Raw genomic sequence first — 20,658 nt, forward strand, 5'->3', positions numbered from 1 at the left:
GCTCGATATTCGTTCGGTAATGTCTAGGAGACAATCATGCACGCCCAACAGCAGCAACTGATCAATGGCGCCTGGGTCGCGGGCGAAGCCGATACGCTGACCAAGCACGACCCGGTTTCCGCGTCGCTGCTATGGCAGGGGGCCGAGGCGTCTAGCGAGCAGGTCGCCGCCGCGATCAACGCGGCCCGCGGCGCCTTTCCCGACTGGGCGCGTACGCCGTTTGCCGAACGCCAGGCGCTGGTCGAGCGTTTTGTCGAGGTGCTGACCGCCCGCCGCGAAGCCTTGGCCGTCGCCATTGCCTCCGAGACCGGCAAGCCGCTCTGGGAAGCGCGCACCGAAGTGGGCGCAATGATCGGTAAAGTGGCGCTTTCACTCAAGGCCTACCATGAGCGCACCGGCGAAAGGGAAAAAGACGTCGGCAGCGCCAAAGCCGTGCTGCGCCACCGTCCCCACGGTGTGATGGCGGTGTTTGGCCCCTACAATTTCCCTGGTCACCTGCCCAACGGCCACATGGTACCCGCGCTGTTGGCGGGAAACTGTGTGGTCTTCAAGCCCAGCGACCAGACGCCGCTGACCGCCGATCTAACCCTGCAGTGCTGGCTGGAAGCCGGTCTGCCCGCAGGTGTCATCAACCTCGTGCAAGGCGGCGTAGCGGTGGGGCAGGCGCTGGCGGGCAATCCGGATATCGATGGCCTGCTGTTTACCGGCAGCGCCAAGGTGGGCGGTATGCTCCACCAGCAGTTTGCCGGTCAACTGGATAAAATCCTCGCGCTGGAGCTGGGCGGCAACAACCCTCTGGTGGTGAAAGATGTGGAAGATGAGCGGGCGGCGGTGCTGAGCATTCTGCAGTCGGCGTTTCTTTCCGGCGGCCAGCGCTGCACCTGTGCGCGGCGCTTGATGGTGCCAAAGGGTGAAGTCGGTGACAGGCTGATCGACGCGTTGTCTGACGCGATCGGCAAGCTGCACGTGGCGGGCCAGTTCGAGGAAGAGCCCGCGCCGTTCTTCGGCGGGTTGGTCAGCGTGGCGGCGGCGGATGGCCTGCTCAAGGCCCAGGATGAGCTGGAGTCCATGGGCGGCACGGTGATCAATCGTATGCAGCGTCTACAGGACGATACCAGCCTGCTCAGCCCTGCGCTGATCGACGTGACCGGCTTGGACGTGCCCGACGAGGAGCACTTTGGCCCGCTGCTTAAAATCCACCGGTATAGCGACTGGGATGAAGCGGTACAACTTGCCAACAACACCCGTTACGGGCTTTCCGCCGGGTTAATTGGCGGTGATCAAGCCGACTGGGACGATTTTCTGCTGCGCATTCGCGCCGGGATCGTCAACTGGAACCGCCAGACCACCGGTGCGTCCGGCGACGCCCCTTTCGGTGGTGTGGGTGATAGTGGCAATCATCGTCCCAGCGCCTACTATGCGGCAGACTACTGCGCGTACCCGGTGGCGTCCATGGAAGCCGATACTCTGGAGATGCCCGAGACCCTGCCGCCAGGAGTGAGCCTGTGAGTACCGCCGACGTCAGGGAAGTCAATTTCGATGGGCTGGTCGGCCCGACCCATAACTACTCGGGGCTGGCGATGGGTAACGTCGCTTCCATGAGCCACGGGGGGCTGGTGTCCAGCCCCAAAGAGGGTGCCTTGCAGGGGCTTTTAAAGATGAAGTCGCTGATGGACGCGGGCTATGCCCAGGGCGTTCTGCCACCCCAGCAACGGCCGGATATCAGTGCGCTACGCGATCTGGGCTTCAGCGGCAGCAATAGCGACGTGCTGGCCCGCGCCGCCAAAGAGGCGCCTCAACTGCTGCGGGCGGTCTGCTCGGCGTCCAGTATGTGGACCGCCAACGCGGGTACGATTACTCCAAGCCTGGACGCGCCGGATAGCCGGGTGCATTTCACCCCGGCCAATCTTCAGTCCAGCTTTCACCGCTATTTAGAACCGCAAACCACCGGCCCCGTGCTGCAGGCTATTTTCCGCAACGAACAGTACTTTGCCCACCACCCGGTGCTGCCCGCCACGCCCGCCTTTGCCGACGAAGGCGCGGCCAACCATACCCGCCTATGCGGTGAGCACGGCGAGCCGGGCGTGCACCTGTTCGTGTATGGCCGCCAGGCGTTTGGTGACGCGCGTAGCGGCGAGCGAGAGCCCAAGCGCTATCCTGCAAGGCAGACCCTGGAAGCCAGCCAGGCGGTGGCGCGTCAGCATGGGCTGACGGACGCACAAACGGTGTTTGCCCAACAGCACCCGGACGCCATCGACGCGGGCGTGTTCCACAACGACGTCATCGCCGTGGGCAACGGCCCCGTGCTGCTTTACCACGAAATGGCCTTTCTGGATGAAGAAGGCACGCTCGATGCGCTACGCGCCAAAATGGCCAGCCCGCTGATTCCCGTGCGAGTGCCCGTCGAGGCGGTGAGCATGGAAGACGCTGTGGCATCGTATCTGTTCAACTCGCAGCTGCTCTCCAATCCGGATGGCACCATGACCCTGGTCGTGCCCGGCGAATGCCAGGAACGCGAGGCGGTATGGCGCACCATCCAGGATTACCTGCTGGCGGGCAACAACCCCATCAGTGAGGTGATCGTCAAGGACGTCAAGCAGAGCATGCGCAATGGCGGCGGCCCTGCCTGCCTGCGCCTGCGCGTGGCTCTTTCCGAGGCAGAGCGAGCAGCGCTAACCGGCCGCGTGCTGCTCACCGATGCGCTCTATGATGAGCTGACGGCATGGGTGGAGCGCCACTATCGCGATTGCTTAGCCCCTGATGATCTAGCCGACCCGCAGCTCGCGGAAGAATCGCTAGCCGCGCTGGATGAGCTTACCCAGTTGCTAAACATTGGATCTGTTTACCCGTTTCAGTTGGGGTAGGGGCTTAAGCTAAGCTAGTAACCAAAACGCCAAGGCAATGCCTTGGCGTTTTGCATACTATAAGTCCAAGATATCTCAGGTAACTAAAGCTTAGAGATACGCATATGGAAGCCATTATTCGTCGAACTGATGACAAAGAGTTCGCGGAAAGAATAATTCGTCAAAACATGTCTGCCTACTATAGGCAGTTGGATATGCACTGGGATACCGACCTGTTTGATAAGCAGTGGGGGGATTTAGACAGCTACGAGCTGGTCATCAACGCTGCGCGAGTGGGGCTGCTATGCATAAATCACGATGCAAACGCCTACTATATTCGAGAACTGCAGATTGACCCAGAGTGGCAGCGTCAAGGCTTGGGTACAACGGCAATCCGTTACACAATGGACATTGCCCAACAAGCGGGCATTCGCTTAATTCGGCTTCGTGTATTTTCTATAAATCCGGCAACTGCTTTATACGAGCGTATGGGGTTTCGCATTTGTAAAACAGAAGATAATACTCACTATATGGAGCGGTGTATTCTTTAACAATAATGAAAGTTAGGTTTGGTTGAAGGCTTCTTTTGAACGCCTCTATGCGGCGCACTGCCTTGATTTTCATCCCCCCTTGTTAGTCTGGTTTATTTGGATACTGCTTGGCTTTTCCAATATTCAGCAGGGCAATGCCGGCACCAATTAATAGGGTGCCTAGTAATAAGCCCTCAGGGGCGGTTTCTCCCTGCAACAATATGGCAACCGGAACACCCACCACGGCGCCAACTGAACCCAATAGGCTCAGAAACACCGGGCCGCCACTTTTTTGCAGCAGGAAGAGCAGTAAGAACTGGCCTGCGAAGACCATGGCTTGAACGGCGATCAGCATGATCGGCAGGGAACGGTCTGTCGGAACTTTTAGTGAGAAGCCTGGCAGAAAACCCACACTGAGAAGAATGACGGCTGCGGCGATGAGCATCCCCGGTGCTAACGCATCGCTGGATACACCTTCTGGCCAGCGCAAGGTTCTGTAAAGGTTGCCGATGGCCAGCAGTACCGGGCCGATTAAAGCGAGGAGAATCCAGAGATAATCAGCATCCGGCGCGGAAAGTTTATGGAAGGCCAGAGTGACGGCCCCCGCCAGGGCTGAGATCACCCCCGTCGCACGCAGCACCTGGAACCGCTCCATGTTTAACGCTAATGCGCCGACGTAGGTGAGTAGCGGTGGCAGGGTGATAATCAATGCCACGAACCCAGCACCCACATGGGGGATGGCAGTGAAGAAGACTAGGTTGGCACCCGCTACGCCCAGCAGCCCGGAAATAGCGTAATACTCAATGGTGCGACGGTTAACCGGCGGTAGATTACGGCGGAAGGCGGCCAGAACCAACAAAATGAGCGCCGCCCCTGAAATCGACCAGAACAGAAACGCAAGCGCTGGTAGCTGAATGTCACCGGCAAGTTTCGCCAAATTAGTTGACAGACCCAGCAAGGCGCCACCGGCTAGCAGATATACCAGTGGGGCAAGCCAAGCGCTTTTGGGTGGGTGTGTGGTGCGGGCAGTGCTTGATAACGTCATTGGCGAAGTTCTCATTGGTAACGACTTGGAAAGTATCTTGATATCAAGTTATGTGTGGTTAATCTTGACGTCAAGCTAATTAGGCGCAAAATAAGCTTATGGATCATGTAGACAACATTCTTAAACAGTGGCAGCGGGAGAGGCCCGACCTTGACGTTGCACCGATGGGTACCATTGGGCGGCTCAAACGGCTGAACCACAGCTTAATGCGCGCAATGGAGAAGACCTGGGCGGAATACGGCCTGACGGACGCCAGCTTTGACGTTCTGGCGACTCTTCGCCGAGAGGGGGCACCCTACGCGCTATCGCCAGGGGACTTGATGGCATCCACGATGGTGACCTCAGGCACCATGACTCACCGCATTAACCAACTGGAAAAGGCGGGGTTGATCGAGCGTGTCAAAAACCCTGACGATGGTCGTGGTTTTCTCATCTCTCTTTCCCAGCGTGGTTTCGAGTTAATCGACGAAGCAGTGGCCGCCCACGTGGAAACCCAGGCGCAGTTAGTGAGTGGGCTGACTGACGAGCAGCGGGAGCAACTCGATGATCTGCTCAAGCAGTTCCTGGCGGTGTTTGAGTCATAGGGCGGCGTTTTACGTCAAACACACCTGCTGCGATGGTGGCTAGGTTGACCTCGTGTAGACTCTTGACTGTCCATAAAACCAATCAGCAAAAGGCCCGGCCAGCGGCATGACCACCTCGAACCCTCCTTTTTCCGATGCTGAGCGGCGTGGACTTTACCGCGCCATATATGAGCGGCGTGATGTGCGCTCGCAATTTTTGCCTGACCGGATTCCTCCTGAAGTGCTGACCCGCCTGTTGGAAGCCGCGCATCATGCGCCTTCCGTGGGCTTTATGCAGCCTTGGGATTTCATCGTGATTGAAAGTCGCGACGTCAGGAAATCGGTGCTGGCGATGTTCGAGCAGGAGAACCAGAAGGCCGCTGAGCGCTTTGAAGGCGAACGCGAGGCGCATTATCGCACTCTCAAGCTGCAGGGAATCATGGAAAGCCCGCTCAATCTCTGTATTACCTGCGATCGAAGCCGGGGCGGCCCTCATGTGCTGGGGCGTAATAGCATTGTAGAAACCGATTTGTTTAGCACTTGTCTGGCCGTGCAGAACCTGTGGCTGGCGGCGCGGGCGGAAGGTATTGGCGTTGGCTGGGTGAGTATTCTCGACCAGGCGCAGCTGAGTACGACGTTGAACCTGCCTGAGCACGTTTATCCGCTGGCGTATCTCTGTCTTGGCTACGTGAGCGAGTTCTTAGACCAGCCGGAGCTTGAAGCCAAGGGCTGGCGTTCCCGCCTGCCATTAAACGACTTGGTGCACGGCGACAAGTGGGGGCAGCCGCGAGGCAGCGGTGGGTAACCAGCATTTCATTTGCAAGGACAGCCCGCTCGTCGAGCCTTAGCCACTTTTTCTTTGCCTGCGGCGCTGGCTCTTGTCGCGGTACATGCGCTCATCCGCTAGCGCCAGCACCTGCTGGGCAGGGGCTTCGCTTGAGCTGGCGCACCCCAGGCTGACATGCAGCGCGAGGGCTTCACGGTCGCCGTCGGCCGTGGTGATGAGGCATGGCTGATCGGGCAGGTGTTGCCTGATCAGGACGGCCAGACGCGTGGCGGCCGAGAGGTCGGCAGACGGAAACAGAATGACGAATTCGTCGCCGCCATAGCGCGCCAGGATGTCACTGTCGCGGCAGTGCCGCTGCAGACTTTCGGCCACGGTGGTGATCAACTGATCGCCCGCCATGTGCCCATAGCGGTCATTGACGTCCTTGAGCCCGTCGACGTCGATCATCAGTACGGCAAAATCCAGGTTCGGCGTCTGCACCTTGCCCTGAATGCTTTCCTGCAGCGATGCTTCCAGAAACCCCCGGTTGTAAAGACCGGTGAGGCCATCGCGTTCCGCGGTCTTCTTTAACTCCAAGTGCAGCAGCTTGTTTTCGGTCGCCGCGGCCAGCTGGTCGGCAAACAGAGTGAGTATCGGCTCCAGCGTGGTGTTCGGCTTGGGCGCCTTCACAATCAGCCAGCCGTCGTACAGGCTGAGACCGCCCCCCCAGGGATGTGGCATAGAGTATCTCACCGTCGCTTGTCGGGTGCGTCTTGAACGTGAGGGGTGTTTGTGCTGAGACGTTGTCGATCAGTTCCGTCAACCGGGGCTGATCTTTTGAGCCAATGCCGGCGGCGGCCGCATAGCTTGTTATATCGGGACGCTGTCGTTCTTTCAGGTACACGGCAAAGCCGTAGTCCGGAAAGTGGCTGTGCAGGTGGTTCAGGGCGTTCTCCAGCAGGACGTGAATGTTGCCGGCGCTGTTGGCAACCTTCCCCAGGTCGAGCAGGGCATGAAAAACCCGATTCTGAAACCTTATCTCGCCGATGTTACGACCGATCTTGCGATTCTGGCTGTAGGTGACGCGAGCGATGGTCAGGAAATAGACGATGGCGCCAGCCCATTGATAGAGGTCAAGCGGATAGCTGATGTAGGGCCGAAAATCGCTTCCGGTGAGGACGCTTCCCCCAGCGGCGGCAACTATGAACAAGGCCGTTGAGACAAGCATCTGTCGCGACCCGCCAACCACGAGGTTGTTCATCAAACAGGCAAGGCCAATGGTGACGGTGGCCAGAACGTAAAAGTCCAGCACGCTACACCAAACGCCAAACAGCACGCTGTCGCAGAGCAAGTTCGTGAATTCGGCACGCTTGGAGTTGCGGGCGTTGGCCGCATGCAGATATGCCACGCCCGGCCAGGCCAGCAACAACAGACCCGGCAGCACAAGCGCCCAGCCGAGCCCTTCTGCCACGGCGATCCAGACGGTAAGTCCGAAGGTATGACAGAAGGCAAACACGCGCGGAGCAAGCGTCGCTAAGGCAAGTCGGTGGGGAAGTCTCACTGAAGGCGGCATATGAGGTGGCGAGTGCGCTCAGGGGATCAGACCATTACACTAGCAGCTTAGACGACGTAACGTCTCTATATCGTTGACGGCCTGGCGCGTCTGATTCGAGTTTTTGTCCGTATGCCTTAAAAAGACACCCCGATGCCTCTACCCACTGAAATCGACTGACCCTAAGTTGGCTTTTGAGCATCGTCAGCCGTCTGCGTCGCATAGGCTCAGGATGAACGACTGACTTAATCTGTTAACGTTTCTAGCCTATGCTGTTAATAGCGTTTTTATGCACCCACAAAGGCATTGCGATGAGTCACGCACTAACGGGTCACAACCGCCCTCAGCAAGTGATTGAGGCTATTCAGCACACCAACGCGCCCCTGGCGGCGCCGACTCGCCAGGCCAAGTACGCCAAGATGGCCGCGTCTCCTTACCGCTTTTTCCGGGGTACCAATCATCTCTACTGGGACGATGTCTGGCACGACTGGCGTTTTGCGCTGTTCGGCGGCTGGCCGGATACCCAGACCTGGTTGCAGGGCGACGCTCATGTCTACAACTTCGGCGCCTACGGTCATCACGATGACCAGGTACGCTACGGGATGGACGACTTTGACGACGCGCTGATCGGTGACTACCAGTACGATGTGTGGCGACTGGCGGTGAGCCTGGTGCTCGATGGCCGCGAAAATGCCGAGCTCAGCCCCAAAGCGATCGATAAAGCGCTGAAAAAATTACTTGAAGGCTACTATCACACCCTGGCGGCGTATACCGACGATATCCCCATCGAGGCGGTAACGCTGGAGAGCGCCAAAGGCCCGCTAAAGCCGTTCATGAGCAAGGTGGCGGATAAACAAAGCCGCGCCCGCATGCTGGAAAAATGGACCACGCTGGATGAACAGCAAGGCCGTCAGTTTGCCGAGCGCCCGGGAAAACTGGCTAATCTGCCGGCGGATGTCGCCAGTCAGCTGCGTCGCCTGATCGAGCAGGAGTATCAGCAGACCCTCCAAGCGCCGACCAAGGAAAACGACGCCCATCACTTTAGCGTCAAGGATACCGCGCGGCGTCTGGATGCGGGCACCGGCTCGCTGGGCGTGGAGCGGTATTACGTATTGATTGAAGGCGGTGTCGAGCATGAGCATGACGACATCATTCTCGACGTGAAAGAGCAGGTGGCGCCAGAGGCGTTCCGTTTGATGACGAAGCCGCAGCAGCAGGCGTGGCGAAAGCTGTTTCCCAACGAAGGCATTCGCCACGCGGCGGCGTTTCACGCCATTGCAGAACACCCGGACGCCTACCTTGGCTGGCTCTCCATGAACGGCAAGATATTCTCGGTACGTGAACGCTCGCCGTTCAAGAAAGACGTTCCCACCCATAAGCTTTCCGGCGCCAAGTCGTATCGCAAACTGGCCCGACAATGGGGGCAGATTCTCGCCCGCGAGCACCTGCGCGGGGCGCAGGCATTGAACAAGGGCGACCACAGGCCATTTGCGCTGGCGGTCTGCCGGCGTCTGGAAGGGCGTGAAGCGCAGTTTGTCGACGTGGTGTCGACCCTGGCAGTGGCCTATGCCGACTGCGTCGAGCAGGATTACGGCGTGTTCATCGACCACTTTCTGGCGACCGATTCCCCGTAGCCTGTCGGTGGCTATTGGGGCTGTCGTCGTCCAAGCATGACGCCATGCGCCTCGAGCGAGGCGGACCACTCCACGCAGCGGTTACGGCCGCTGCGCTTGGCGTGATAAAGCGCCTCGTCAGCATGCCGTAGCAGCATGCGCGGGTCTTCGGTATGGTCGGGATAGGTGGCGATACCGCATGAAAACGTGATGCGCTTGAGCGAAGCTGCCTGGTGAGACCAGTCGGTCTGGGCCACCGCATTCAGCAGGGTGTTGGCACTGGCTTCGGCCGCTCTCGCGGAAGTGTCGGGGAGCAGGGCGACAAACTCTTCGCCTCCGATGCGGCATACTATCCCCGATTCCATGAAGTGCTGGCGCATCAAGGCGGCGATCTCGACCAGCACCTCATCCCCGGCGTCGTGGCCGAAGTGGTCGTTGATGTCCTTGAAATGATCCAGATCCAGCATCAACAGCGACAGCTGGCTGCCGTGCTGTTGTGCCCGGCGAGACTCGTGATCGAAGACCGTGTTGAAATGGCGGCGATTATGCAGCCCGGTGAGCGGGTCTTCAAACGACAGGCCTTCGAGTTCGCGGACAAGCTGGTCGAGCTCAGCGGTACGCGAGGCCACCTGCTGTTCGAGGGTTTCATTCGCCACGGCCAGTTGCTGCTGGGTGCGGCGATAGTGCCACAGAAATATCGCCGCAATCGCCAGGGAAAAGGCCAGACTGCCGTAGCTCAACGGCACCGAGCGCCAGGCCACAAAACCATGGGCGACGATCATGTCGGCGAGTAGCAGCGGGGCAAAAAAGGTGAAACTCAGCACCAGCAGGCGCTGCTCAAGGTTGAGCCGCCGGAAGCGAAACAGGGCGAGCAGCAACATGATCGGCATGGTCACGGCCAGCAGGACATCGAAGATGGGGAAGGTGATCGAAAGACTGATAACCCCGAGTTGCACCAGTCCAATGGCAAGCGCCAGATACGCCAGGTGTAGCGCCCACAGCCGGGTAATCCAACGTTTTGCCGTGCCTTCCAGCCAATGGCTGAGCAACATCCCCAGCGCGATGGGTAGGGTGTAGTAACTGCCCGCTCTGAGCGTGTCCCAGGCCAGGGCACCATCGGCGATCAACTGGCGGGCAGGCGCCTCGGCCAGCAGCATCAGCCCAGAGGCAAAGGCGAAGAGTGCGATGGCCATGAACCCCCGCCGCTCCGGCCCGATAAGGGCGAAAATCGTCGCTAGAATGGCGAGCACCAAGACCAGCGCGCTAACACCCAAGTCCTGGGCGGAGTCATGGATGACCTGCTTGAGCACATCAATGCGCTCCATCACCTGCACTTCACCCCACAGGCCAATGCTTGTGTAGTAGGAGTAAATACGGAAGGTAAGCGTCTGGCCGGCCGCGTCGTCAGGCAGGTCAATCATGTGCCAGGGCCAGCCCGCGAAGTCGCCGCGCCCCTGGTCGTCAAGTTCGCCGTACTGGTAAATCAGTTCGTCGCCGAGGTAGGCCTGGCCAATCAAGTTGATGCTGGTGATATACAGAACGGGGTCGTTCCACTTGCCGTCAGGCAAGATGGTACGTAGCCATAGGTGATGGTGCCCCTCACGTCCTGGCGGGTTGGACGGCGATATCGCTGACTGCCAGTCACTGGCGTCACTGCCCAGCCACTGGGGGGCGCCGTTGGCATCGAGGGGTGAGTCTCCCCAGCGGTATTCCCAGCTATCCAGCGGCTGAGGGGACGCCTCCGCGTGCACAACACCCGGCATCGCCATCAGTAGCGCGAAGGCGATGAGCACAAGCGTGCGAAAGCGTATGGCGAACCCACGGGGCAACATGGTGAGCGTCCTCATCTGCTGGTAGCGGGCATTCTACTCATCAATGCGGCCACTGGGATTATCGACGGCATGAAAGCGGTGTGAGGCCCATGTACTTGAGCCTTTATCAGTTTAACCAAAAACCTCGTCCAGGTGGCGATGTTTACTTCAACGTTGGCCGGTCTTTTTTATCGTCCACCCGGATACAAAATAGCCGGGCCACCAGGGGCCCGGCGTGAACGTCGATGGAGGCTGGATAATCCATCCATTAGTTGCCGCTGGCGGCACCCCCGACCATCCCGCTCTGGAGGCCGCTTTCGCGACTGCCGCTACGGTTTTTAAGGTGGCTGGTCACAGTGTCTTCCGGTGAGCCGGCCATTTCGCGGAACATGCCCATGGAACCCAGCAGGGCCGACGACTCGTAGGGCACGAAAACCCGTTCGCCGTCCTTGGCCATGTTGGGCAGGCCCTTGATATAGCTCTGGCCCAGCAGGTAGCCCACGACGGTACGCTTGTTCTCTTCGCTGTCGCCAATGGCGCTTAGCACCAGCTTGATCGACTCCTGCTCGCCCTGGGCGCGCAGAATGGCGGACTCTTTGTCGCCCTCGGCGTTAAGAATGGACGATTCCCGCTGGCCCTGGGCCATGGCGATAGCGGCGGATTTTTCGCCTTCCGCTTCGGTGACGGTGGCGCGGCGCTTACGCTCGGCGGCCATCTGCAGACGCATGGCGGACTCGACCTCATCCGGCATGGCGATATCCTGCACCTCGACGCGGGAGATTTTGATGCCCCACTTGGAGGCCGGTTCTTCCATGGCAGCCTGGATTTCGTTGTTCACTTCCGCGCGGGATTCAAACAGCTTGTCCAGCTCCATCTTGCCAACTACCGAACGCAGCGTGGTCTTGGCCAGCACTTCCACTGCCTGGCTCATGTTCTCGACTTCGTAGACCGCCCGCTTGGGGTCGATGATCTGATAGTAGAGCGCGCCATTGATGCGCACGGTGACATTATCGGTGGTCACCACCGGCTGACCCGGGAAATCCATCACCGTCTCGCGGCGGTCGATACGGGTCTCGTCGGTGGTAAGCGCCGTGTAGTCATCGCCTATCTTGCGATAGCGAAGCATCGTGATGGCACGCGGTTGCTCAATGAACGGCACGATGATGTTGATGCCGCTTTCCAGTACGCGATGAAACGAACCGAGTCGCTCGATGACCATCACCTCTGATTGGCGAACGATCACCAGGCCTTTCGAAATGATCAGTATGCCGATGACGACAATGATCAGGCTTATCAACAAGCCGGGGCTAATGGGTAAATCCATTTTTAAGGTTCCTTGGGTTGGGGCGTATCAGCCGAAGGTGCTCCGTTGGCTGAAGAAGAGAGCTGAACAACGGCTGTGGTGCCATCGAAGCGTTTAAACACCACCGGGGTGCCCGGAGGTAATTCGGTCTGGTCGCTCTCGATGACGCGCAGGCGATAGAAGTCACCGTTGACCTTGATCCCTGTGGCATCATCGAAGTCGCGTTTTAACGTGGTGTAGTGATTGCCTTTTTCCACGCCGGTACCGGTGGTGCCGTAAGCAACGCCTTTGGGCGAAAAGCGCGGGCGAATCACCATTACGCCCACTGGCATCAGCACGCCGGCAAACACGCCCATACTGATCAACTGCCAGGGCAGGGTGAGCCCCAGCGCCGTGACCGCTGCCGTCAGCGCCGCGGCGACGCCCAGGGCGAGCAAGAGCATCGCGCCGGAGGTCAGCTCCGCCAGGCTCAGCAGCAAGGCGAGTACAAGCCAGCTATAAGCGGGGTTCCAGTCCATGCACGCTCCGTTATCCATGGCGATCATTTTCTCCAGCGTAACCTAGTGGAGGGGCTGGCGCCTATCATTAGCGTACTCAGTGAAGACGTTCGTGTTAGTTTCAAACGCGTTCCGTCAGGGACTAGCCTCATGATCAATCACTCACTAACGGATAAAGGGGAAGCGCGTGTCGGGCGTTGTCTACTGGCTGGATATAGCGGGGGTCATCGTGTTTGCGCTGTCGGGCGTGATGTTGGCGTGCCGGTCGCGAATGGATCCCATCGGCATGCTGGTGCTGGCGGCAGTCACTGGCATTGGCGGTGGCACGCTACGCGATCTGGTGCTGGGAGTGCGGCCGGTATTCTGGGTTACCGATCCCATCTATCTGTGGGTGATTCTCGCCACGGTGAGCGTGTCGCTGGTGGGGTTTCATTATATCCACCGCCTGTCACGGGGCTTTTTGCCGGTAGCCGACGCCTTTGGGCTGGCGCTGTTTACCGTCATTGGTGCCCACAAGGCGCTGCTGCTGGGAAGCCCGGGGGTGGTCGCGGTACTGATGGGCATGATGACCGGCGTGGCCGGGGGTATGATTCGTGATGTGCTGGCCCAGCGGGTGCCGATGGTACTGCGCGAGGAGGTTTACGCCACGGCAGCGATGGCCGGGGGGATCATTTACGTGGCCCTGCATGCCCTGGGGGTACCGTCTGCCGTGAGCATTGTCGTATCGCTGAGCGTGACGCTGGGATTGCGCCTGGCCGCCATCCATTGGCAATTGGCGCTGCCGGTGTTTGCCTGGGTCAGTGTGCCGCGCAAAGCCCCCAACGACACAGGCGAGCCGCTGTCGACGCCGCAAAAGGCCAAGGAGCGGGTGCGCATGATTCGCCATGAGCGTAAGCAGCGCTAACCGTTCTAGGGTCTCACGCGGCGGTGGCTCTCTCTCCAGTGCTCAAACCAGCGGCGTGGCTGGAGTATTTTCAGCGTGGGCTCGCGGTTCGCTAGCTCGACCCCCACGCCGAGCCGCCCTAGGCGAGCGTAAAGCGCGCCGTTGGCGCTCTGCTCAGCCAGTGTCAGATCAGCCAGCAGCAGCAGTGGTCCGCCGCTTAGCTGCAGATCATTCAGATCCAGCCGCTTGTCATTCAAGCGGAGGAGGGCGCTGCCTTGGATATTGCGCACGCTGAGTAACCGCCCCAGCCAGTCACTTTCCCGGGCACGGGCGAGAAACAGCCGCGCGAGCAGGCCGCTGTCGCGAAGCCGCAGCCCCAGGCGGGCATCAAGATTGACGGGCGTCTCCCATAGAAGCGTCGCCTCGGCCATATCCAACTGCGCCCACCAGCCTGCATCGCTGGACGCTTCGTTGCCTATTCGTGAGACGTTCTCCAGGCGCAGGAAGGAATCGTTGGCGACAAAGCGCATGGCCGCCAGATCGCCTTCGCTGAGCACCAGCTGCATGTGGATATCGCCACGCAACCGTTGCTCCAGCAGTGCAAGCTCGGTGCCGAACGCCCTGAACGTCACGTCACCTTCGCCCTGCATACCGCTTAACACAAGCTCGCTGGATAGACTCGCCTGGCCATCCAGCAGCCTGACTCCAGTTCCCTCGGGCAGGTAGGCGTTGTAGCGGGTGATGTCCGGTACATCGATGATCGGCAAGCTGATCCGGGTGGTGAAGTGCTCGGGCTGCGGGTCGTCGATGACGGCGGAAAAGGCCTCGGTCGTGGTGGTGAGGGCCAGGTGGCGGCCTTCCACATGGGGGCTGTCATCGCCCTGGCGGGCCAGCGAAAAGCGCGGAATGCCCAGGGAGAGCAGCGCCCGCTCGGCACTGTCCAACTGCGCGGTCAGCTCGCCACGCCCGCTGGCGCGGTAATCCAGAAAATCAACGCGCAGTGGATTGGCCACCACGCGAAGCCGGGTAGGCGCGGTCAGTCGATCAGCCTTGAAGCCGCCCCGGGCCGACAGCTGTCCCGCGCCGTCGAGGGCAAGCCCATGGGCATCGGGCAGAAAGGCGTTGAGAAACCCCAGATGCTGGACGCTGCCGGACACGTCGAACCGGCCGCTTGGTTGGCTATCCTCGCGTTGAAAACGCCCTTCGTGGAGGATTAGCGAGCTTGTCAGCGTGCTCTCCTTGCGCGCTTGCCGGGAGGCGTCGCTTACCTGCCACTCAAGGCGGCTGCCGCTGACGTCTAACGTGCTGGCATCCATAGCCGCCTGGTTGATGGTCAGGTCGAGCTGCATGTCGCTGGTCAGGCGATGGGCGTCTTTACCGGTTGACCAATCGGTTACCCAGCGGCTGCCGGCGAGGGTGGCGTCACCGCTCAGCTGGTCGGACGTCAGGTTAAGCTGGCCCTGGCTGCGCGCCTGGCCGCTGACCAGACGCAGCGGCGCTGCATCGGGCAGGTAGGCGTCCACATAGGGTTGCAGCTTGCTAATGTCGGGCAGTGTCGCGTCCTCCCAGCGTAATGAACCCGTGGCATGTCGGCGCGCGGCGTCAGGATCCAGCGGGCTGTTGGCGGTCAGCGTCAGCGACGCGTCAGCCAGCAGGGGGCGGGCGTTGTGCTGCAGTCTTGCCTGGGTCAGGTTGAGCGTCGCAGTGAACGTCTCGGGAGTGGGCAGGTGCGCGTGAAGGGTACCGTTGCCTTCAGCGGTCAACGCCATGGCGCTTGCGCGCAGGGCAGTGGCGGTGACGGTCAGGTCCGCCGTCTCCAGGCGGTTATCAGACAGCGCCACATCCAGGGCGAGGCGTCCGTCACCGGCCAGAGTGATACCGCCGTCTAATGGATCGGCGGCTGCCCGCTCCAGGTAGCGCGCCAGCATGTCCAGCCGGAGAACACGTCCCTCCAGGCTGAGCGCGGCGGCGCTCGGCGCCTCGAGCTGATCCACGCGCCGGTTGTCGAGTGCGGTACTGAACTCGAGGTGCGTGTTATCGGCATAGGGTGCCGCCTGGCGAGCGGCAAGGCGATCGGCCAACATGACATTATCCAGCGTGGCGTCGAGGGTCAGCGTATCGGGTGACCCGGCAGGAACCCTCAACGCGATAACACCGTCTCCCTGGGCGATGTGTACCGGGGGCTGCTGGTCGGGGCGCTGCCAGCGCACCGCTTGCGGCTGACCCAGGTAGGCTTCGTCGACGCGCATGACCAGTGCAGGAGCCGAGAGGGTCACCTGGCTGCCGGGTTGCAGCCGGCCGTGGTCAAGGCTGATGTCACCGTGTAAATCCCCGCGGCCGTTGATCGCAAGCCAGGGCAGGTCGCTGAGGTAGGGCATGAACACATCCCAGGCGTCGGCGCGGGCACTGAGGCGTGCGTCGGCGGAAAGCGCGGCGACAAGCTCGGGATCAAGCCCGCCTTCAGCGCTGGTCGGCGTTATGCGGTCGAGAGAGGCGCTGGCATCCAACTGAATATTCCGGGCCAGGGTGGCGCCATCCTGGCCACGCACCAGCCGCCCCTGGGTCAATTGCAGAGTCGCCTGGGGAATGGCCAGGGTGTCGCGGCTGAGCGTGGTGTCCTTGAGGCTGAAACGGCCTTCCCCCTGAAGCGTTATATCGCCAAGCTGCAGCTCGCGGATACCTTCGGCGTCCAGCGCTTTAATGTGAATCTCGCCACCAAGCAGGGCCATCAACGAGAGCTCGAGCGTCGCGCGGTCCGCGTCAAGCGCCAGGGCAAGCGCGCCGTCATCGCGGCGTATCGTCAATTCCTCGACGTTCCAGCGCCCGGGGTGGCGGCTGCTGCCTTGTTCCCAGCGGATATCCACCCCGGGCGCCTGTGACAGTCGCTCGGGCAGCCATTGGCTGTTGAGCAGCCAGTAGCTGCCCGCCAGCCAGAGCACTAACAGACCCAATCCCGCCCCTAACGTGATGGCGAACCAGTGCGGTAAGCGTCGTTTCCAGGCCTTGGCGCGTGCCGAGGGTGTGGTATTAGGCGGTGGCGATGACATAAAACCGTCCTTGAAGATGGCTCCTGCTAGTCCATGTTTTATGGCATTATGCGCCACGTAAGTCCGCAATCGACTTTTGATTTCAACGCTAAGCAGACAGCCAACGCCATGTTCCAGGAATTTTACACGCAGCGTGGAGAGTATGTAGTGATCTCCGCCGAGCAGGCCAGCCATTTCGCCAAGGGTGTGGCGGGAGACTACAACCCGATCCATAACCCTGACGCGCGGCGTTTTTGTGTGCCGGGCGACCTTCTCTTTGCCCTGGTGCTGGCAAGGTTCGGGCTGTCGCGCCACATGGAGTTTCGCTTCACCAACATGGTGGGTGCCGACACCCCGTTGTTGTTCAGCGAGACCGACAACGGCGAGCTGGAAGTGCGCGACGAAGCCGGCAAGTGCTACTTGCAGGTTACGCGTCGGGGTGACAGGACCTACGACGCGTCGGTAATCGACGCCTTTGCCCGCTGCTACGTGGCGTTTTCGGGCAAGAACTTCCCTCACTACCTGAAGCCGCTGATGGAGGAGCACGGGGTCATGTTCAACCCCAGGCGGCCGCTGGTTATCTACGACAGCATGGGCTTTTCGCTGGAGCGGCTGGATGGAATATCGCCAGGACTGGTGCTGACCCACTCATCGCTGGACGTACAGGGCAAGCGGGCCGACGCGCTGCTGGAATTTGCCATTCAGTCCGGTGGTGAGCCAGTGGGCGTGGGCTCGAAAAAGCTTGTAGTCAGTGGGCTGTGTGCTTATGACGCCGACGAAATGGCCGCGATTGTCGACGAGTTCTATCGCCTCAAGGCGGCTTATCTGGCGTCGGTGGACTAGCTTCGCAGGCCGAGATGCGCTGCTGGCTGCCCGGGTTAACCAACGGGTTGATCAGCCGCTAGCGGCATGACGTCCACCTCGACCTCGAGCTGGTGGTCGCTACCGCCATTCATGACCCCCTTGAGCGGCGCCACATCGGCGTAATCACGCCCCCAGCCCAGTACCGGATGCTGCTCGCCGGCAACCGTGCCGTTGGTCGGATCCAGCGCCAGCCAGCCCCAGTCGGGTACCCAGAGTGCCAGCCAGGCATGGGAGGCATCCGCGCCCACCAGGCGTGGCTGGCCGGGCGGCGGCTGGGTTTCCAGGTAACCGCTGACGTAACGCGCCGCCAGGCCAATCGAGCGCAGGGCACCGATAGCAAGGTGGGCGAAGTCCTGACACACGCCGCGCTGCTGGGCGAGCACATCGCTCAGCGGCGTGGCGAGCGTCGTGACGCTGGAGTCGTAGTCGAAAGTGGCGTGTATAAGCTGGTTGAGGGCCAACGCCGCCTCGACCAGCGGGCGCCCTGGGGTAAAGCAGCGCCGGGCGAAGGCCGCCAGTGCTTCGTTACGGCGAATGAACGGCGAATCCAGCCGATACAGCTGGCGATCAAAATGGCTGTCGACGCCGAGCTGCTCGGCCACGCGCTCCCAGGCCGGGGAGTGGGCGGGCAGCGGGCCCAGCGGCTGGGTGGTGATCGGCGTGACCACGGTGACGTCCAGGGTCTGATGAAGGTCTTCCAGCGCGAAATACAGCACGCGATTGCCGAACACATCGCGACGTTCGGCCTGCGCGTCAGGCAGTGGATGAATGGTCAAGGCGGAGGCGCCGCACTGCTGGTGCGGCGTCTTGCGCGGTAGCACCCGCGCTTCGCTATGGCACAGCGTCACTGGTGCCGTGTAGCGGTAGCGAGTGGTGTGACGCAGGGTGTAATTCACGCGCCAGGCTCCATGCTGACGAGCTGGCGCGGCCGCTCGACATGGCTGAAGTGGCTGTGGCTGATAGCGTCGGACAGCGCGCTCAGCGGCGCTATCAGGGCGTCGAGCAACTGCCCGAGGGCGACCTGCGCCTCAGGGGTTTCGGTCAAATGGCTCAGACGGCCGATATCGGCCAGGTGCAGCGCAGCATTGGCCTGAATCATCAGCCGCCGTTCGGCATTGCGGTAGGGCGATGAGCTCCCGGGCAGCCGGTCGATTTGCCGCTCAAGGCGCTTGAGCATGTAGCCCACCGAGCGCGGGTTGGTTTCATCGAACAGCAGCAGGTCGAGAATCGCGGCCGGGTGGAGTTCGCTGCGATAACGCCGCCGGTAGGCGGTGAAGTTATCGGTCGTGGCGAGGACCACCTCCCAGAGGGCCAGGCCCGGTGACGGCGGCGCGTTCAGCGTCAGTTTGAGTAACGATAAAAGCCCCAGGACGCGATCCAGAAAACGCCCGATATCCATGAATCGCCAGCCGTAGTGGTGGGGCATGGTTTCGTTGCACAGGCCAAAGAAGGCGGCCAGCTGCGCGGAAAGGGCTTCGCAGGTGCGTCGGGCCGCGCTGGCGTCATGACCAGGATGCATACTGTTCATCCGCTGGCGCAGCTGGTGGAGTACGCGCCAGGAATCATCGCCCAGGTGGTCGCGAATGCTGCGCGCATTGCCCAGCAACTGGGCGAACAGCGGCGACAGTGCCTGGGGATGACTATCGTCGAATTGGGCCAGCAGGGCGTCGCGTTTCTGGATGAACCCTACCCTTGGCGCCTTGCTGGGTTCGCCATCGGCGTCCCGGGTCGCAATGTCGAGTATCAGCAACAGTTCATCCAGCAACTGGTCGGCAATGTCATCCTGATCGACTTCCAGTAGCCGCAGCAGTGCTTCGCGCAGCAGGCGTGAACGCGCATCCAGACGCTCGCCGTAGCGGCCCAGCCAGAACAGACTTTCGGCCACGCGGCTGGGCAGGTCAGTGCCATCGCGGGTGGCGACCACCGGGCCCCGTGCCTGACGCAGCTGGCTAACGTGAGGCTGTGGCGTGTCGGCGGTGATCCAGACGTCTTTGACTACCGGGCTTGCCAAGGACGGCGAACCGGGAGCGCCCACCCAGGCGAGCCCGCCGGGCATGACATGATAGTGGCTGGCGTGATCGTTTGCTGCGCTGACGCTGCCTGGCGTTCGCGACACAAAGCAGCGCAGGTTGAGGGTAGACGGCGTCAGGCGCTGCATGGGGTTATCGAACACCGGTGCCGTGGCGGTCGGGGTCTGCGGGTTGGCCGCTTGCAGTAACAAGGGTTCGCCGAGCAAGTGTTCGCACAGCGCCGGCAGATAGTCGGCAAGCGCGGGGAGCTCCAGCACGCCGACACCCAGCGCGTTCGAGATGGCCACGCCGCTGGATCGTGCTGCCTGCAGGAGCCCCGGCACGCCCAGCTGTGAATCGCCCCTCAACTCCAGTGGGTCGCAGTAGGCATCGTCACAGTGGCGCAGCACCACGTCCACCGCCTGCAGTCCACCCAGCGTGCGTAGCCATAGCTGGCTGTCGCGCACGACCATATCCTGGCCTTCGGCGAGGTCGATGTTGAGATAGTTGGCCAGGTAGGCGTGCTCGAAATAACGTGGGGTGGCCGGCCCCGGCGTTAGCAGCACGACCTTGGGATTGTCACGGTGTTGGTAGGCCAGCACGGTAAGCGTGCGGTGATACTTGTCCAGAAAGCCCGCCAGACGCTTTAACGGCGCGTTGCGGTACATCTCGGGGAGGGCTCGGGCCATTAGAATGCGGTTTTCCAGTGCAAAGCCGGTACCCGAGGGCGCCTGTAGGCGATCACCCATGACTCGCCACTGGCCCTTGGCGTCCTGAATGACATCGACACCGTGGAAGTTGATCGCGGGTCGGTCATTAGGTTTTGCGCCGTGACAGGCCAGCAGGAAATGCGGCGACGCCAGTATTGCTTGGGTCGGTAGCATGCCCGCATCAAACAGCGTGCGGGCACCGTAGATATCCTGGTACAGCGCATTAAATAGCCGGCTGCGCTGGGTCAGGCCGGCTTCCAGCGCCTGCCAGTGGGTCTGGTCGATCACCCAGGGCAGCGGGTCGAGCCGCCACGCGCGCCCCTGGGTATTGTCGTGCATGTTGAAGATGACGCCGTTCTCGGCCAGCAGCCGCTGGATCTCGTCCTGCTGCCGGTCGCGCCCCGCCTTGCCTAACGCTTCCAGCGCGCCGATAAGGCTTGTCCAGCCAGGGCGCAGCTGGCCGTGGCGGTCGAGCAGCGCGTCAAAAGTGCCGGGCTGTCCCTTGCCTAGCTGATGCCGATAGTCCTCAACCAGCCCGGCAGTGCCGAGCTCGAGTACCGAGGGAGAGACAGGCGCCGTCATGATCCTTGTAGTCCTAAAGCAGGTAAGGGGCGGATTATCCTGCAGCCAGCGCGGATAAGAA

Annotated in this window: 17 protein-coding genes and 1 pseudogene; 9 read left to right on the top strand and 9 right to left on the bottom strand. The window is 61.1% G+C overall.

The window, feature by feature from the left end; genetic code table 11:
- Nucleotides 1-36: 36 nt before the first annotated feature.
- From astD to QC815_RS14230, 3 genes are all read left to right on the top strand, one after another.
- Nucleotides 37-1,509, top strand: coding sequence for a succinylglutamate-semialdehyde dehydrogenase (gene astD, locus QC815_RS14220; RefSeq protein WP_310540491.1), 1,473 nt, complete (start codon nt 37-39; stop codon nt 1,507-1,509).
- Nucleotides 1,506-2,864: an N-succinylarginine dihydrolase gene (gene astB, locus QC815_RS14225; RefSeq protein ID WP_310540493.1), complete on the top strand. Its 1,359-nt coding sequence runs from the start codon at nt 1,506-1,508 to the stop codon at nt 2,862-2,864. The genes astD and astB overlap by 4 nt, the downstream gene beginning before the upstream one ends.
- Nucleotides 2,865-2,968: 104 nt before the next feature.
- Complete coding sequence (locus QC815_RS14230) at nt 2,969-3,394, top strand: GNAT family N-acetyltransferase (protein ID WP_230447288.1); 426 nt, start codon at nt 2,969-2,971, stop codon at nt 3,392-3,394.
- An 82-nt stretch (nt 3,395-3,476) separates the two neighbouring features.
- Here the strand turns inward: QC815_RS14230 and QC815_RS14235 are convergent, their stop codons facing one another.
- Nucleotides 3,477-4,418: a DMT family transporter gene (locus QC815_RS14235; RefSeq protein ID WP_310540495.1), complete on the bottom strand. Its 942-nt coding sequence runs from the start codon at nt 4,416-4,418 to the stop codon at nt 3,477-3,479.
- Between the two features lie 98 nt (nt 4,419-4,516).
- On the opposite strand from QC815_RS14235, the gene QC815_RS14240 reads away from it, so the two are divergent.
- Complete coding sequence (locus tag QC815_RS14240; RefSeq protein ID WP_230447290.1) at nt 4,517-5,002, top strand: MarR family winged helix-turn-helix transcriptional regulator; 486 nt, start codon at nt 4,517-4,519, stop codon at nt 5,000-5,002.
- A gap of 106 nt (nt 5,003-5,108) precedes the next feature.
- Nucleotides 5,109-5,786 (top strand): 5,6-dimethylbenzimidazole synthase, encoded by a 678-nt coding sequence (gene bluB, locus QC815_RS14245; protein WP_310540498.1) that lies wholly within the window; start codon nt 5,109-5,111, stop codon nt 5,784-5,786.
- A gap of 39 nt (nt 5,787-5,825) precedes the next feature.
- Here bluB and QC815_RS14250 read toward each other — a convergent pair whose 3' ends face one another.
- Complete coding sequence (locus tag QC815_RS14250) at nt 5,826-6,488, bottom strand: GGDEF domain-containing protein (RefSeq protein ID WP_310540500.1); 663 nt, start codon at nt 6,486-6,488, stop codon at nt 5,826-5,828.
- 190 nt (nt 6,489-6,678) lie between these two features.
- On the opposite strand from QC815_RS14250, the gene QC815_RS14255 reads away from it, so the two are divergent.
- Nucleotides 6,679-6,966, top strand: a complete 288-nt coding sequence (locus QC815_RS14255; protein WP_310540603.1) for a hypothetical protein — start codon at nt 6,679-6,681, stop codon at nt 6,964-6,966.
- A gap of 117 nt (nt 6,967-7,083) precedes the next feature.
- Here QC815_RS14255 and QC815_RS14260 read toward each other — a convergent pair.
- Nucleotides 7,084-7,320 (bottom strand): annotated as a pseudogene (locus QC815_RS14260) (MASE2 domain-containing protein); the annotation flags it as partial.
- A 290-nt stretch (nt 7,321-7,610) separates the two neighbouring features.
- Between QC815_RS14260 and QC815_RS14265 the strand changes: the two are divergent.
- On the top strand, nt 7,611-8,933 hold the full coding sequence (locus tag QC815_RS14265) for a DUF2252 domain-containing protein (RefSeq protein ID WP_230447293.1): 1,323 nt from the start codon (nt 7,611-7,613) through the stop codon (nt 8,931-8,933).
- Between the two features lie 11 nt (nt 8,934-8,944).
- Here QC815_RS14265 and QC815_RS14270 read toward each other — a convergent pair whose 3' ends face one another.
- From QC815_RS14270 to QC815_RS14280, 3 genes are all read right to left on the bottom strand, one after another.
- Nucleotides 8,945-10,744 carry a GGDEF domain-containing protein gene (locus QC815_RS14270; RefSeq protein ID WP_310540503.1) on the bottom strand — a complete coding sequence of 600 codons (1,800 nt, stop codon included), beginning with the start codon at nt 10,742-10,744 and terminating at the stop codon, nt 8,945-8,947.
- Nucleotides 10,745-10,991: 247 nt separating this feature from the next.
- Complete coding sequence (locus tag QC815_RS14275) at nt 10,992-12,047, bottom strand: SPFH domain-containing protein (protein ID WP_310540505.1); 1,056 nt, start codon at nt 12,045-12,047, stop codon at nt 10,992-10,994.
- 2 nt (nt 12,048-12,049) lie between these two features.
- Nucleotides 12,050-12,544 carry an NfeD family protein gene (locus QC815_RS14280; protein ID WP_230447296.1) on the bottom strand — a complete coding sequence of 165 codons (495 nt, stop codon included), beginning with the start codon at nt 12,542-12,544 and terminating at the stop codon, nt 12,050-12,052.
- A gap of 166 nt (nt 12,545-12,710) precedes the next feature.
- On the opposite strand from QC815_RS14280, the gene QC815_RS14285 reads away from it, so the two are divergent.
- Nucleotides 12,711-13,427 carry a trimeric intracellular cation channel family protein gene (locus tag QC815_RS14285; protein WP_230447297.1) on the top strand — a complete coding sequence of 239 codons (717 nt, stop codon included), beginning with the start codon at nt 12,711-12,713 and terminating at the stop codon, nt 13,425-13,427.
- 5 nt (nt 13,428-13,432) lie between these two features.
- Here the strand turns inward: QC815_RS14285 and QC815_RS14290 are convergent, their stop codons facing one another.
- Nucleotides 13,433-16,453 (bottom strand): hypothetical protein, encoded by a 3,021-nt coding sequence (locus QC815_RS14290; RefSeq protein WP_310540506.1) that lies wholly within the window; start codon nt 16,451-16,453, stop codon nt 13,433-13,435.
- Nucleotides 16,454-16,561: 108 nt separating this feature from the next.
- Here QC815_RS14290 and QC815_RS14295 point away from each other — a divergent pair, with 108 nt between their 5' ends.
- Entirely contained in the window at nt 16,562-17,275 is a 714-nt protein-coding gene (locus QC815_RS14295) for a DUF3581 family protein (protein WP_230447299.1), read from the top strand.
- A gap of 35 nt (nt 17,276-17,310) precedes the next feature.
- Here the strand turns inward: QC815_RS14295 and QC815_RS14300 are convergent, their stop codons facing one another.
- Together QC815_RS14300 and QC815_RS14305 are read right to left on the bottom strand one after the other, a co-directional pair.
- Entirely contained in the window at nt 17,311-18,192 is an 882-nt protein-coding gene (locus QC815_RS14300; RefSeq protein WP_230447300.1) for a transglutaminase family protein, read from the bottom strand.
- Entirely contained in the window at nt 18,189-20,597 is a 2,409-nt protein-coding gene (locus QC815_RS14305; RefSeq protein WP_310540510.1) for a circularly permuted type 2 ATP-grasp protein, read from the bottom strand. The genes QC815_RS14300 and QC815_RS14305 overlap by 4 nt, the downstream gene beginning before the upstream one ends.
- Nucleotides 20,598-20,658 lie beyond the last annotated feature (61 nt).

This window comes from Vreelandella gomseomensis (genome assembly GCF_031451645.1).
GTDB lineage: Bacteria > Pseudomonadota > Gammaproteobacteria > Pseudomonadales > Halomonadaceae > Vreelandella > Vreelandella gomseomensis.

Bases quoted from the DNA above. Each gene is read 5' to 3' on its own strand.
- astD (WP_310540491.1), top strand. From the start codon at position 37: ATGCACGCCCAACAGCAGCAACTGATCAATGGCGCCTGGGTCGCGGGC.
- QC815_RS14230 (WP_230447288.1), top strand. From the start codon at position 2,969: ATGGAAGCCATTATTCGTCGAACTGATGACAAAGAGTTCGCGGAAAGA.
- QC815_RS14235 (WP_310540495.1), bottom strand. From the start codon at position 4,418: ATGACGTTATCAAGCACTGCCCGCACCACACACCCACCCAAAAGCGCT.
- QC815_RS14240 (WP_230447290.1), top strand. From the start codon at position 4,517: ATGGATCATGTAGACAACATTCTTAAACAGTGGCAGCGGGAGAGGCCC.
- bluB (WP_310540498.1), top strand. From the start codon at position 5,109: ATGACCACCTCGAACCCTCCTTTTTCCGATGCTGAGCGGCGTGGACTT.
- QC815_RS14250 (WP_310540500.1), bottom strand. From the start codon at position 6,488: ATGCCACATCCCTGGGGGGGCGGTCTCAGCCTGTACGACGGCTGGCTG.
- QC815_RS14265 (WP_230447293.1), top strand. From the start codon at position 7,611: ATGAGTCACGCACTAACGGGTCACAACCGCCCTCAGCAAGTGATTGAG.
- QC815_RS14270 (WP_310540503.1), bottom strand. From the start codon at position 10,744: ATGTTGCCCCGTGGGTTCGCCATACGCTTTCGCACGCTTGTGCTCATC.
- QC815_RS14275 (WP_310540505.1), bottom strand. From the start codon at position 12,047: ATGGATTTACCCATTAGCCCCGGCTTGTTGATAAGCCTGATCATTGTC.
- QC815_RS14280 (WP_230447296.1), bottom strand. From the start codon at position 12,544: ATGGACTGGAACCCCGCTTATAGCTGGCTTGTACTCGCCTTGCTGCTG.
- QC815_RS14290 (WP_310540506.1), bottom strand. From the start codon at position 16,453: ATGTCATCGCCACCGCCTAATACCACACCCTCGGCACGCGCCAAGGCC.
- QC815_RS14295 (WP_230447299.1), top strand. From the start codon at position 16,562: ATGTTCCAGGAATTTTACACGCAGCGTGGAGAGTATGTAGTGATCTCC.
- QC815_RS14305 (WP_310540510.1), bottom strand. From the start codon at position 20,597: ATGACGGCGCCTGTCTCTCCCTCGGTACTCGAGCTCGGCACTGCCGGG.